Source organism: Stappia indica (genome assembly GCF_020177335.1).
Lineage (GTDB): Bacteria > Pseudomonadota > Alphaproteobacteria > Rhizobiales > Stappiaceae > Stappia > Stappia indica_B.
Genome location: NZ_JAIVMG010000011.1, coordinates 151,601 through 163,713 on the forward strand (window position 1 = coordinate 151,601; position 12,113 = coordinate 163,713).

Annotated in this window: 13 protein-coding genes and 1 pseudogene; 8 read left to right on the forward strand and 6 right to left on the reverse strand. The window is 67.0% G+C overall.

Annotated features, from left to right (window positions below):
• Nucleotides 1–48: 48 nt before the first annotated feature.
• Genes ureC through LC062_RS15715 form a run of 5 tightly spaced genes read right to left on the reverse strand, consistent with a single transcriptional unit; the run spans nucleotide 49 to nucleotide 3,770 of the window.
• A complete protein-coding gene (ureC, locus tag LC062_RS15695; RefSeq protein ID WP_224911972.1) occupies nucleotides 49–1,761 on the reverse strand; it encodes an urease subunit alpha in 1,713 nt (570 codons plus the stop codon).
• A 47-nt stretch (nucleotides 1,762–1,808) separates the two neighbouring features.
• Entirely contained in the window at nucleotides 1,809–2,231 is a 423-nt protein-coding gene (locus LC062_RS15700; protein ID WP_224911973.1) for a lysozyme inhibitor LprI family protein, read from the reverse strand.
• Nucleotides 2,232–2,263: 32 nt separating this feature from the next.
• On the reverse strand, nucleotides 2,264–2,569 hold the full coding sequence (locus LC062_RS15705; protein WP_224911974.1) for an urease subunit beta: 306 nt from the start codon (nucleotides 2,567–2,569) through the stop codon (nucleotides 2,264–2,266).
• 12 nt (nucleotides 2,570–2,581) lie between these two features.
• A complete protein-coding gene (locus tag LC062_RS15710) occupies nucleotides 2,582–2,884 on the reverse strand; it encodes an urease subunit gamma (RefSeq protein WP_181761052.1) in 303 nt (100 codons plus the stop codon).
• A 16-nt stretch (nucleotides 2,885–2,900) separates the two neighbouring features.
• Nucleotides 2,901–3,770 carry an urease accessory protein UreD gene (locus LC062_RS15715; RefSeq protein ID WP_224911975.1) on the reverse strand — a complete coding sequence of 290 codons (870 nt, stop codon included), beginning with the start codon at nucleotides 3,768–3,770 and terminating at the stop codon, nucleotides 2,901–2,903.
• 356 nt (nucleotides 3,771–4,126) lie between these two features.
• Between LC062_RS15715 and LC062_RS15720 the strand changes: the two genes are divergently transcribed.
• Together LC062_RS15720 and LC062_RS15725 are read left to right on the forward strand one after the other, a co-directional pair.
• Nucleotides 4,127–5,542, forward strand: coding sequence for a D-alanyl-D-alanine carboxypeptidase family protein (locus LC062_RS15720; protein ID WP_224911976.1), 1,416 nt, complete (start codon nucleotides 4,127–4,129; stop codon nucleotides 5,540–5,542).
• 37 nt (nucleotides 5,543–5,579) lie between these two features.
• Complete coding sequence (locus tag LC062_RS15725; protein WP_224911977.1) at nucleotides 5,580–6,812, forward strand: CobW family GTP-binding protein; 1,233 nt, start codon at nucleotides 5,580–5,582, stop codon at nucleotides 6,810–6,812.
• Between the two features lie 48 nt (nucleotides 6,813–6,860).
• On the opposite strand, the gene tesB is transcribed toward LC062_RS15725, so the two are convergent.
• Nucleotides 6,861–7,727, reverse strand: coding sequence for an acyl-CoA thioesterase II (gene tesB / locus LC062_RS15730; protein WP_224911978.1), 867 nt, complete (start codon nucleotides 7,725–7,727; stop codon nucleotides 6,861–6,863).
• Between the two features lie 209 nt (nucleotides 7,728–7,936).
• Between tesB and LC062_RS15735 the strand changes: the two genes are divergently transcribed.
• The 6 genes and pseudogenes from LC062_RS15735 to LC062_RS15760 all read left to right on the forward strand — a co-directional run.
• Nucleotides 7,937–9,181: a ubiquinone biosynthesis hydroxylase gene (locus LC062_RS15735; protein ID WP_224911994.1), complete on the forward strand. Its 1,245-nt coding sequence runs from the start codon at nucleotides 7,937–7,939 to the stop codon at nucleotides 9,179–9,181.
• Between the two features lie 104 nt (nucleotides 9,182–9,285).
• Nucleotides 9,286–10,164, forward strand: a complete 879-nt coding sequence (locus tag LC062_RS15740) for an SDR family oxidoreductase (protein WP_224911979.1) — start codon at nucleotides 9,286–9,288, stop codon at nucleotides 10,162–10,164.
• A 48-nt stretch (nucleotides 10,165–10,212) separates the two neighbouring features.
• Nucleotides 10,213–10,410, forward strand: a complete 198-nt coding sequence (locus LC062_RS15745) for a twin transmembrane helix small protein (protein WP_181761048.1) — start codon at nucleotides 10,213–10,215, stop codon at nucleotides 10,408–10,410.
• A gap of 25 nt (nucleotides 10,411–10,435) precedes the next feature.
• Nucleotides 10,436–11,017 (forward strand): cob(I)yrinic acid a,c-diamide adenosyltransferase, encoded by a 582-nt coding sequence (locus LC062_RS15750; protein WP_224911980.1) that lies wholly within the window; start codon nucleotides 10,436–10,438, stop codon nucleotides 11,015–11,017.
• A 39-nt stretch (nucleotides 11,018–11,056) separates the two neighbouring features.
• Nucleotides 11,057–11,749, forward strand: coding sequence for a rhomboid family intramembrane serine protease (locus LC062_RS15755; RefSeq protein ID WP_224911981.1), 693 nt, complete (start codon nucleotides 11,057–11,059; stop codon nucleotides 11,747–11,749).
• Nucleotides 11,750–11,995: 246 nt separating this feature from the next.
• Nucleotides 11,996–12,113 (forward strand): annotated as a pseudogene (locus LC062_RS15760) (electron transfer flavoprotein subunit beta/FixA family protein); the annotation flags it as partial.

A 12,113-nucleotide genomic window follows, 5' to 3' on the forward strand; every position in this document is an offset into this window, starting at 1 on the left:
ATCGGGACGGGCAGAACATGTCGCGCCCGGCGCCGAAACCCTAGTTGGTTAGAACATAAAATACCGCTGTGCCATCGGCAGCACAGTGGCCGGTTCGCAGGTCAGCAATGCACCATCGGCACGCACCTCGTAGGTTTCCGGGTCGACCTCGATGGTCGGCAGGGCATCGTTGAGGATCATCGACCTCTTGGAAAGCCCGCCCCGCGTGTTGGTGACCGGCAGCACCGCCTTTTCCAGCCCGAGACGTTCCTTGATGCCATCGTCCAGGGCGGCCTGGGAGACGAAGGTCACGGCAGACTGGGCCGCCGCTGGTCCGAGGCCGGCGAACATCGGACGGTAGTGCACCGGCTGCGGCGTCGGGATCGAGGCATTGGGATCGCCCATCGGCGCGGCGGCGATGCTGCCGAGCTTGAGCACCAGATCCGGTTTGACGCCGAAGAAGGCGGGATCCCAGATCACCAGATCGGCGAGCTTGCCGGTTTCGACCGACCCCACATGGGCGGAAAGTCCATGGGCGATGGCCGGGTTGATGGTGACCTTGGCGATGTAGCGCCGGACCCGGAGATTGTCGTTCTCGCCGGTCTCCCCGGCCAGCCGGCCGCGCTGCTGCTTCATCTTGTGGGCAGTCTGGAAGGTGCGGATGAGCACCTCGCCGACCCGGCCCATGGCCTGGCTGTCCGACGCGATGATCGAGAACGCCCCCATGTCGTGAAGAATGTCCTCCGCGGCGATGGTCTCGCGGCGGATCCGGCTTTCGGCGAAGGCGACATCCTCCGGAATCGATCCGTCGAGGTGGTGGCAGACCATCAACATGTCGAGATGCTCGTCGATGGTGTTCGCCGTATAGGGACGGGTCGGGTTGGTGGAGGAGGGAATGACATTCGGCTCGCCGCACAGGCGGATGATGTCCGGCGCATGGCCGCCGCCGGCCCCTTCCGTGTGGAAGGCATGGATGGTGCGGCCCTTGAAGGCGGCGGTGGTGTTTTCCACGAAGCCGGACTCGTTCAGCGTGTCGGTGTGGATCATTACCTGGATGTCATGGGCATCGGCCACCGCCAGGCAGCAGTCGATGGCCGCCGGTGTCGTGCCCCAGTCCTCGTGCAGCTTCAGCGCGGCGGCGCCGCCCAGCACCTGCTCCTCAAGAGCTGCGGGAAGCGAGGCGTTGCCCTTGCCGGCAAAGGCCAGGTTCATGGGATAGCCATCCGCCGCCTGCAGCATGCGGCCGATGTGCCAGGCGCCGGGGGTGCAGGTGGTGGCGTTGGTGCCGGTCGCCGGGCCGGTGCCGCCTCCGACCATGGTGGTCACGCCGGACATCAGCGCTTCCTCGATCTGCTGCGGGCAGATGAAGTGGATATGCACGTCGAGCGCGCCGGCGGTGACGATCTTGCCTTCGGCGGCAATCGCTTCGGTGCCGGGGCCGATGACGATATCGACCCCGGGCTGGATGTCCGGGTTGCCGGCCTTGCCGATGCCGGAGATGCGCCCGTCGGTCAGGCCGATATCGGCCTTGTAGATGCCGGTGTGGTCGATGATCAGCGCATTGGTGATCACCGTGTCGACCGCGCCCTCCGCCCGGCTGCGCTGGGACTGGCCCATGCCGTCGCGGATCACCTTGCCGCCGCCGAATTTCACCTCCTCGCCATGGATGGTGAAATCCTTCTCCACCTCGATGATCAACTCCGTGTCGGCAAGGCGGATCCGGTCGCCGGTGGTGGGACCGAACATGTCCGCATAGGCGGCGCGGGACATCATATGGGGCATCAGGGTCTCCAGGATGGGCGGGGCGGTCCGAAACGGACCGCGACCGGTCAGTTGCCGAGGCCGGTGGCCAGCTCCTTCAGATCCGCCGTCCGCTGCCGCGTCAGGTCGGCGCGGCACTGGTAGATCAGCATCGGTTCCATGGTGCCGCCCCGGGCGAGAAAGCCATAGGAGGCACAGGCATTGTCGCGGAACGGGATCCAGGCGCGCTGGGCGGCCTTGAGCGCATCGGCGGCGCCCTTCATCGACCCGTCGAGATAGCTGTCGGTCTGGCGCATGGCGGCCATGGCGGTGGCGTAGGCGGCGTTCAGCTCCTTGTCGGCGGCCTGCCAGTCCAGCTCGGCGCAATAGGTCATTTCCATCTGGGTGACCGGGGCGGCGCAATCGACCTTGGGCTGGGCATTCGCGGAAGCGCCGGCCAGGGTGGCCAGCGGGGCGGCAAGGGCGATGACGAGAGGCAGCTTGCGGATCACGGAAGGTTCCTTTCGTGGCAGGGGGCGTTCGCCTAGAGTGCGCCCATCACCTTGCCATTGAAACCATGGATTGTGCGATCCCCAACATAAGGGATCAACGCGATTTTTCGGGTCTGGCCGGGTTCGAAGCGGATCGCGGTGCCGGCGGGAATGTCGAGACGCATGCCCCGCGCCGCGCTCCTGTCGAAGGACAGCGCCGGATTGGTCTCGGCGAAATGGTAGTGGGAGCCGACCTGCACCGGCCGGTCCCCGGTGTTGGCGACCTCCAGTTCGGTTGGGCTGCGTCCCTTGTTGAGTTCGATCTCGCCTGCGGCGGGAAACAGCTCTCCGGGGATCATGGCGGTTTCCTCCTAGCGGATCGGGTGATGGACGGTGACGAGCTTGGTGCCGTCGGGAAAGGTCGCCTCGACCTGAACGTCGTCGATCATCTCGGCGATGCCTTCCATCACCTGATCGCGGGTCAAGACGCGGCCGCCGGCGGCCATCAGATCGGCGACCGAGCGCCCGTCGCGGGCGCCCTCGACGACGAATTCGGAAATCAGGGCCACCGCTTCGGGGTGGTTCAGCTTGACCCCGCGCGCCAGCCGTTTGCGCGCGACCTCGGCGGCCATCGCCAGCAGCAGCTTGTCTTTTTCCCTCGGTGTCAGTCGCATGGTGTCTCCCGCCTTGTCAGCAATGCCAGGTGCGCGGCAGCGGCGCGGCGCGCCAGCTTTCCAGAAACCGGATCAACCCCTCGCGCAGCGCCTGCCCGGTCATGGCGATGAAGCGCAGGATCAGCACCCCGGGCAGCGCGCTGGCGCCGATGCCGAGATCGCCGTCTTCAAGGCTGAGGGCCAGGTCGCGGGCGGCGCGGAGCTGTGCCTCCGCATCCGGCCGGCAGTCGATCAGGGTGGCAAAGGCCCGCCCGCCGGCGGCGGTCGCCGGGCCGGACATGATGTCGGTGGCATTGCCCTCGATGCGGCTGTCCTCGGCGAAGAAAAGCCGTCCGTCACGGCGGATGCGCCACCGGTCGCGGAAGGTGAGCTGGCGCACGCTCTCACCCATGGCGGCACGGCCGAGCAGCAGGCTTTCCACCGCCAGCATGCGTCCCTCCGGGGCGAGATCGGCGGAAAAGCTGCGGGCAAGACCGGCCCGGTCGAACAGAATGGTTTCCTGCGGCAGCCATTCCAGTAGTGCGCCGGCGCCGACCGTTACCCGGTTGTCGACCCGGGCCGTGCCGGACAGGCGCCGGTAGATCCGTTCCGCCGCCTGGGTGGTGACGATGGCATGGGCTCCGTCCCCCACCGCTGCGTCATAGGTCAGCCGGTCTCCGCCGGTGAGGCCGCCGGCGGTGTTGAGGAGCACGGCGACCGGAACCTCGGTGTGAGTTTTCGGCAGGCGGACCCGGGCCGAGCCGCCTTGTTCGAGACGGTCGAGGCGGGTGTGGTCGCCGTGGCGGCAAAAGGTCACCCGCGCGCGTCCCTCGACCCGTTGCAGCTGCGGCGAGGCCGGAACCTCCCTTGGTGAGATCTGCGGGCGCGGGGTGGGACGGGCGGTCATCGGCGTTCCTGATCCGGTGCGTGCATGGGGCGGCGGTGCTTTGAAGGCACGTAGCAAGAGCGGGGCCAGTTTGCGGCGCAAGGTGCGCGGCGGGGATACGTCTGCCCGCACGCTGGGCAGACGGCGGGAGTGGCTCTGGCGGTCAGCCGTCAGAGTGCCTGAAATTTCGGCAGTTGCATTTTTTCTGGGCGAAAGCTGTCACGCGAACCCGTCTGCCGCCGATCCAAGGACGATGCGTCGTGCGATCTGCCAAGGACGTCCGGCGTTTCGGTACAGCGGTTTCAGCGGATTCTTGGATTTTATCGGCAAGATCGGGTAAGAAGGAGGGAAAGCGGGCAGGGCGAAAACGCAACAGCGTGAAGGACGGAACCACCGTGCTGGAAAGTGTGAAGGCAGGTCTGGAACGACTTCAGGGTGCGCGTCGCGCTGCCGGCGCGCTGGTGATTTGCGCCGGGTTGGGCCTGGCGGCTGTGTTCAGTGCCGCCCCGGCGCGGGCGGAGGTTGCCGCCTGGATCGTCATCGATGCAGAGAGCGGCGCGGTGCTTGAGCAGAAGCAAGCGCGGCGGCAATGGTATCCGGCCTCAATCACCAAGCTGATGACCGCCTATGTGACCTTTCGGGCCATTGGCGCTGGCCGCGCCAGCATGAATTCCGCTGTCGTGGTCTCCGCCAACGCCCACGCGGAACCGCCCAGCAAGATGGGCTTCAAACCGGGCACCCAGCTGACCCTCGACAATGCGCTGAAGATGCTGCTGGTGAAGTCCGCGAATGATATTGCCGTGGCGGTGGCCGAGGCGATCGGCGGTTCGGAACCGGCCTTTATCGCGATGATGAATGCGGAGGCGCGCCGGCTTGGCATGAGCGCGACCCATTTCGTCAATCCGCACGGGTTGCCCGACAACCGGCAGGTGAGTTCCGCTCGCGATCTGGCGCTGCTCGCGCGCGTGATCTGGCGAGAATATCCGCAATACCGGAGCTACTTCAGCCATGGCGGCATTCGCGTCGGCAAGCGCACGCTGAAGTCGGCCAATCGCGAGTTCCTGCTCCGGGTGCCGGGCGCGAACGGAATGAAGACCGGGTACATCTGTAACTCGGGCCTCAATGTCGCGGTGTCGGCAACCCGGGGCAACCGGACGGTGATCGCCGTCATTCTGGGCGCGGCCTCGGGCGTGGAGCGGGTGGCGTTTGCGCGCGAGTTGATCGACAAGGGGTTCGATAGCCGCCGTGGCCGGTCGATCGAGCAGCTCACCGGCGTGTCCGGCGGGCCGCCGGCCGACAAATACTGCAAGCGCAACCCCCGCCCGACGGCGGAGGAATTGCTCGCCCGCTTCGGCAAGAAGAGCACCAAGCGCTCGCCGCTGATGGCGCTGTTCAGCGAGGATATCGAAGGCGGGCGCATCCGGCGCGGCGTGATGCCGGCCATGGCGGCGCCGGCTGCCGAGGGCGTGCCGCTCAAGGCCGATGGCAAGACCGACTGGGCCAAGGTGATGGACCAGGCGATCGGCCCGCGCCGGCAAGCGCTGCAGGTGATCCCCGTCGGCATCGGCACATCAGGTGGCAGTGCCCTGCCTTCGGCTCCGGCCGGGGCCGGCTCGACCCTCAAGGTGGTGGATGTGCCGACGCCCAAGGTGAAGCCGCTGGGACCGGCCGCGGCCTCGCTCGTGCCGATGGGCGCGGAGAAGGCCGGCAAAGCGGCCGCCGGTCCGGCGCCTGGGGCGATCTTCAACGGCCAGCCGCTGTTGCTGGTGCCGGTGCCCAGCCCGCGCCCTTGAGCGCGGTGCGACCCCGATCCGATACAAGGAGCCTGACGTGACCGAACCTGCCACCGGCGGCGCACCCGCGCGCGGTCCCAAGCCGCCGATCCCGCTGACCGTGATCACCGGCTTTCTCGGCGCCGGCAAGACGACCCTGCTGAACGCCCTGCTGCGCGATCCGGCGCTGGCCGATACGGCGGTGATCATCAACGAGTTCGGGGAGGTCGGGCTCGATCACCTTTTCGTGGAAGGCAGCGGCGAGGGCATCATCGAGCTCTCCTCCGGCTGCCTGTGCTGCACCATTCGCGGCGATCTGGTGACGACGCTGGAAGATCTCTTGCGCCGGGTCGACAATGGCCGGACCGAGCGGCTCGCCCGGGTGGTGATCGAGACCACCGGCCTCGCCGATCCGGCGCCGGTGCTGCACACGGTGATGCAGCATCCCTATCTGGTGATGCGCTACCGTCTCGACGGGGTGGTGACCTTGGTCGATGCGGTCAATGGGCTGGCAACCCTCGATGCCCAGGAGGAAGCGGTCAAGCAGGTGGCGGTCGCCGACCGGATCGTGCTGACCAAGACCGATCTTGCGGCGGGCGCGCAGGCGCGCGATCCCGCCAGCCCGCTGCGCCGGCGGATCGCCGCGCTCAATCCGGGCGCGCGGGTCGTCGACGCGGCGCTGGGCGAGGCCGGGGCCGGGACCCTGATCGGCACCGGCCTTTACGATCCGGAGACGAAGACCGCCGATGTGCGGCGCTGGCTCAATGCGGAAGCCTATGCGGGAGAGCAGGGCAGACACGATCACGCGCATGATCATGATCACGCCCACCATCGCGGGCATCACCACCATCACGGCGAGGCGCACGGTCATGGTCACGGGGGCCACGCCCACGACGTCAACCGGCACGGCGCGGATATCCGCGCCTTTTCCCTGACCAGCGAGGCGCCGGTGCCGGTGGCCGCGCTCGATATGTTCCTGGATCTGTTACGCTCGGCCCATGGGCCGAAGCTGCTGCGGATGAAGGGCATCGTTCACACGGTGGAGGATCCGGAGCGGCCGCTGGTGCTGCACGGGGTGCAGCATGTGTTCCATCCGCCGGTGCGGCTCGACGCCTGGCCCGACGCGGACCGGCGCACCCGGCTGGTGTTCATCACCCGCGATTTGCCGGAGGAGTTCATTCGCAGGCTGTTCACCGCTTTCACCGGCGGCGTCGCCAGCGATACCCCGGACCGGCAGGCGCTGGCGGAAAACCCGCTGGCGATCACCGGGTTTTCCGGCCGCTTCGGCTAGGATCCTGACGCTGGGGGCGGGACAGCGCTTCGACACGTCCCGCCGGCCTCATTTGTTCGAACGCACGCGGATCAGCCCTTCCTGTGCCACCGAGGCGACAAGCCGCCCGGCGCGGTCGTAGAGCGCGCCGCGGGTGAAGCCGCGCGCGCCGGAGGCCGACGGGCTGTCTTCCACATAGAGCAGCCACTCGTCGGCGCGGAACGGGCGATGGAACCACATGGCGTGGTCGAGGCTGGCAACCTGCAGCTTCGGATCGAAGACGCTGGTGCCATGGGCGAACAGCGAGGTGTCGAGCAGGGTCATGTCCGAGGCATAGGCGAGCACGCAGGAATGGATGCGGCTGTCATCGGGCAAGGGCGCGCTCGCCCGCACCCAGACATTCTGGGCCGGGGTCAGTTTGTTGCGGCTGAAATAATGGGTCAGATCGACCGGGCGCAGCTCGATCGGCCGGTCCCGCTCCCAGTATTTGCGCACGCTCTCCGGCGCGACGGCCAGGAACTTTTCCTTAAGCTCCGCTTCGCTCGGAAGGTCCTCGGGCATCGGCACGTCCGGCATGTCGACCTGGTGCTCCAGCCCCCCCTCGACCACTTGGAACGAGGCGGACATGGAAAAGATCGCGTGACCATGCTGGATCGCCACCACCCGGCGGGTGGTGAAGCTGCCGCCGTCGCGGATGCGGTCGACCTCGTAGATGATCGGCACCGCCGGATCGCCCGGCCGCATGAAATAGCCATGCAGGGAATGCACGGGCCGGTCTTCGGGGACGGTGCGGGAGGCGGCCACCAGCGCCTGACCGATCACCTGGCCGCCGAACACCCGCTGCCATCCCGCCTGCGGGCTCATGCCGCGGAATAGATTGTGTTCCAACGGTTCCAAATCGAGTATCGAAAGGAGATCGTCGACGGCTGAACGCATCGGGAAATGCCTCTGTTTTTTTGAGGTAACGGGACGGAGCGCCCGGGACCGTGCGGTTGCCCGCGACGAAAAGTCAAGACTGACGTATGGTCACGCGTCATCATCGGGCGGGACGGGCGAATCGCGCGGCGGCGCGGATACATGACAGGAGATGGCGGCGCGGCGCGCGTCGCCGGAATGAAAAGGACATCCAGATGGCAAGCGACCAGATGGCGGGCGACAGGCAAGGCGATCCGGCGGCGCCCCTCGACGTGCTGGTGGGCGGAGGCGGATATGTCGGCCTGTCGCTGGGGGTGGCGCTGAAACAGGCGGATCCGGCGATCTCGGTGGCGGTGGTCGACCAGCGGCCGCGCGCGGCGCTGGAAACCGATCCGCGCGCCTCGGCGGTGGCTGCCGCCGCCAGCCGGATGCTCGACCAGCTCGGCGTCTGGGACGAGATCGCCCCGCACGCCCAGCCGATGACCGAAATGATCGTCACCGACTCGAAGCTGCGCGATGCGGTGCGACCGGTGTTCCTGACCTTCGACGGCGAGGTCGAGGAAGGCGAACCTTTCGCCCATATGGTGCCGAACGGCCAGATGGTGGCGGCGCTGTCGCGGCGGGCCGAAGCGCTCGGGGTGGAGTTGATCGCGCCGGACGGGGTGCGGGACTTCGCCGTGGGCACCGGCATGGTGGAGGTGGAACTGGCCTCGGGCGCCCGGCGCCGGGCACGGCTGCTGGTGGCTGCCGACGGGGTGCGCTCGCGGCTGCGTGATCTCGCCGGCATCCAGACCGTGCGCTGGGAATACGATCAGTCGGGCATCGTCACCACCGTGCGACACGAGCGCCCGCATCATGGTCGGGCCGAGGAGCATTTCCTGCCCTCCGGCCCCTTTGCCATCCTGCCGCTGACCGGCAACCGCTCGTCGCTGGTGTGGTCGGAAAAGCGGATCGAGGCAGAGCGGCTGGTCAAGGGCGACGATTTCACCTTCGAACTGGAGCTGGAGCGTCGGTTCGGTCATCACCTGGGCAAGATCACGCTGGAGGGACCGCGCCATGCATTTCCGCTCGGCCTGACCCTGGCGCGCAGTTTCGTGCGGCCGCGTTTCGCGCTCGCCGGCGACGCGGCGCATGGCATTCACCCGATCGCCGGTCAGGGGCTGAACCTGGGGTTCAAGGATGTGGCGGCGCTGGCCGAGGTGCTGGTGGAGGCCCGCCGGCTTGGTCAGGATGTCGGCGCGCTCGACGTGCTGGAGCGCTATGAGCGCTGGCGGCGGTTCGACACCTTCCAGATGGGTGTCGTCACCGATGTCTTGAACCGCCTGTTTTCCAACGATATGGATGGTGTTCGCGCCGTGCGGGATGTGGGGCTCGGTCTGGTCGACCGGATGCCGTCGCTGAAGAAATTCTTCATCCGCCAGGCAGCAGGGCTTCAGGGGGAAGCACCCCGCCTGTTGACGGGGCAGCCGATCTGACGAAGGGTCTTTCTCGGGAAAGGCCTTTGGCTGTGAGCGATTGACCTTGGAGGAATTCCGGAGACGGGACTCTGACTTCAGAACGGGAGGGGAAGATCGGAGTGATGCCCGGGTCAGAGACGGCCGTAAGCGACCAGCCGCAGCGGATCATTCTGATCACCGGCTGCTCCTCCGGGATCGGCCGGGCGGCGGCCCATGCGCTGCGCGGCCGGGACTGGCGCGTGATCGCCACGGCGCGGGCGCAAGCCGATGTAGAGATCCTGCGCGACAAGGGGTTTGAGAGCTTCCGTCTCGATTATGAGGATGAGGACAGCATCACGGCGGCGGCGAGCGCGGTGTTGGAGCGCACCGGCGGCCGGCTCGACGCGCTGTTCAACAATGGTGCCTATGCCATTCCCGGGGCGCTGGAGGACCTGCCGACCGCGGCCCTGCGTGGGTTGTTCGAGGCGAATTTCATCGGCTGGCACACGCTGACCCGGGCGATCTTGCCGGCGATGCTGGCGGAGGGGCAGGGGCGGATCGTGCAATGCTCCTCGATCCTCGGCTTCATCGGCATGCCCTATCGCGGTGCCTACAATGCCTCGAAATTCGCCCTTGAAGGCTACAGCGACACCCTGCGGCTGGAGCTTGCCGGCACCGGCGTTCATGTCTCGCTGATCGAGCCCGGGCCGATCGCGACGCGCTTCACCGAAAACGCGCTGGCCAATTTCGAGCGGGTGATTGGCCCGGAAGGCATCGCCAGCTCCCGGTTTGGCGCCATCTATGAGCGGCGGCTGGCGCGGATGCGTGCGGGCGAGCCCTCGCCGTTCAAGCTGCCGGCCAGTGCGGTCGTCAAACAGCTCGTTCATGCGCTGGAGGCGCCGCGCCCGCGCCCGCGCTACCGGGTGACCCTGCCGACCAAGGTGATGGCGACGGTGAAGCGGCTGTTGCCCACCCGCGCCTTCGATCATGTGTTGCGCCGTGCCGCGCGCACCGAAGAATAGCCGGCGGGGCTGAGCACTTATGGTTTGTTTCCAGGAGAGGACGTAAGGATGGGAGAGGTATTGCGGACGCTCGTGCCGTTCGCTGTCGGGGCGGTGGCGGTGGTGCTGCTGCTGGGCTTGTGGAACATGGTGCGGGGCGGCTCGTCCTCCCGGTCGCAGACCCTGATGCGCTGGCGGGTCGGGCTGCAGTTCCTGGCCATCGTTCTGGTGATGGCGTTGCTCTATGTGTCCGGAGTCCGGCCGTGAGGCGGGAACCGGCAGGGAGGCGGTGATGGTCGTACTCAACAAGATTTATACCAAGACCGGCGATGCGGGCACCACGGCGCTCGGCTCCGGCGAGCGCCGGGTGAAGCACGATCCGCGCATCGACGCCTATGGCACGGTGGACGAGACCAACGCGATCCTCGGGCTCGCGCGTCTGGTGACAGCGGCAGCGTTTCCCGATCTGGATGCGGTGCTGGCGCGGATCCAGAACGATCTGTTCGATCTGGGGGCCGATCTGGCGACGCCGGACACCGGCGAGGATCTGGGCTACGAGCCCCTGCGCATCACCGCAGGGCAGGTGAAAGCGCTGGAGGCGGAGATCGACCGGTTGAATTCCGAGCTGTTGCCGCTGCGCTCCTTCGTGTTGCCGGGTGGTACACCGGCGGCGGCGCATCTGCATCATGCGCGTACCGTGGCGCGGCGGGCCGAACGGCTGATGACGGCGCTGGCGGAACGGGAAGCGATCAATCCGCAGGCGGTGATCTACATGAACCGGCTGTCCGATTTCTTCTTCGTGGCCGCGCGCTGGGTCAATCATGCGGGTAGCGGCGCGGGCGATGTGCTGTGGGTGCCCGGCAAGAACCGGTGACAAGGTCGGCAAGGCCGGCCAAAGGATGAGGCGGGGCGTATGTTCATCCCCTTGCATGACCACAACGGGCTTGAATATGTCCGGCGACAATATGTCACCTGGGGCCTGATCGCGCTCAACGTGCTGGTGTTCCTGTTCGTCCAGAAAGGCGGGTTGTCGGAGCCGGCGATGCAGGCCTCAAGCCTCTCCTACGGGCTGATACCGGCGGTACTGTTCGACCTGCGCGATCTTGCACCGAATCTGGTGGTGTTTCCGGAAAAGGCCTCGCTGGTAAGTTATGCCTTCGTCCACGGGAGCTGGATGCATCTGGGCGGGAACATGCTGTTTCTCTGGGTCTTCGGCGACAATGTCGAGGACGCCATGGGTCATTTCCGGTTCCTGGTGTTCTACCTCCTGTGCGCGGCGGCGGCCGGGTTTGCTCATGCGCTGCTCGATCCGGCTTCGACGATCCCGCTGATTGGCGCCTCCGGCGCCGTTGCCGGGGTGATCGGCGCCTATCTGGTGCTGCATCCACATGTGCGGGTCTGGGTGCTGGCGCTCGGGCGCGTGCCCTTGCGGTTGCCGGCGAGCTGGGTGCTGCTCGCCTGGATCGGTTTTCAGCTGGTGATGGCGCTCGGCTATGGCGAGGAAGGGGTCGCCTGGTGGGCGCATGTGGCCGGAGCGGCGGCCGGGGCGGCGCTGGTGGTGGTGATGCGCCGCCGGGGAGTGCCGCTGTTCGACCGGGCGGGCTGAAACGGGCCGCGCCCGGTCCTCTTGAGCGCGACCGAGCGCGCCGTTGACACCGCAACACAGCATCATTACGGTCGCCGCCCGATGGCTGAAACCTGCGGGCGGCGACCGTCAGTGACAGGTGTCCTTGCGGCAGGGCGAGCGGTCACCCGACAGGGGGAACGGACGTCCGGCCGGGCGTTTTGGAAGAGATCAACGCGATGGCGGTCGAGCGAGCGCGGGTTGATCGAGCGGGAGGTTGAAAAACCGATGAAGATCCTTGTGCCCGTAAAGCGGGTTATTGACTACAACGTGAAGGTTCGCGTGAAGTCTGACGGTTCTGGCGTTGATCTTGCGAATGTTAAGATGTCGATGAACCCGTTTGACG

What these genes read in the sequence shown, in the direction of transcription:
- LC062_RS15750 (WP_224911980.1), top strand. Translation starts at nt 10,436, where the DNA reads ATGGTCGTACTCAACAAGATTTATACCAAGACCGGCGATGCGGGCACC.
- LC062_RS15755 (WP_224911981.1), top strand. Translation starts at nt 11,057, where the DNA reads ATGTTCATCCCCTTGCATGACCACAACGGGCTTGAATATGTCCGGCGA.
- LC062_RS15740 (WP_224911979.1), top strand. Translation starts at nt 9,286, where the DNA reads ATGCCCGGGTCAGAGACGGCCGTAAGCGACCAGCCGCAGCGGATCATT.
- LC062_RS15735 (WP_224911994.1), top strand. Translation starts at nt 7,937, where the DNA reads ATGGCGGGCGACAGGCAAGGCGATCCGGCGGCGCCCCTCGACGTGCTG.
- LC062_RS15745 (WP_181761048.1), top strand. Translation starts at nt 10,213, where the DNA reads ATGGGAGAGGTATTGCGGACGCTCGTGCCGTTCGCTGTCGGGGCGGTG.
- LC062_RS15705 (WP_224911974.1), bottom strand. Translation starts at nt 2,569, where the DNA reads ATGATCCCCGGAGAGCTGTTTCCCGCCGCAGGCGAGATCGAACTCAAC.
- LC062_RS15715 (WP_224911975.1), bottom strand. Translation starts at nt 3,770, where the DNA reads ATGACCGCCCGTCCCACCCCGCGCCCGCAGATCTCACCAAGGGAGGTT.
- tesB (WP_224911978.1), bottom strand. Translation starts at nt 7,727, where the DNA reads ATGCGTTCAGCCGTCGACGATCTCCTTTCGATACTCGATTTGGAACCG.
- LC062_RS15710 (WP_181761052.1), bottom strand. Translation starts at nt 2,884, where the DNA reads ATGCGACTGACACCGAGGGAAAAAGACAAGCTGCTGCTGGCGATGGCC.
- ureC (WP_224911972.1), bottom strand. Translation starts at nt 1,761, where the DNA reads ATGCCCCATATGATGTCCCGCGCCGCCTATGCGGACATGTTCGGTCCC.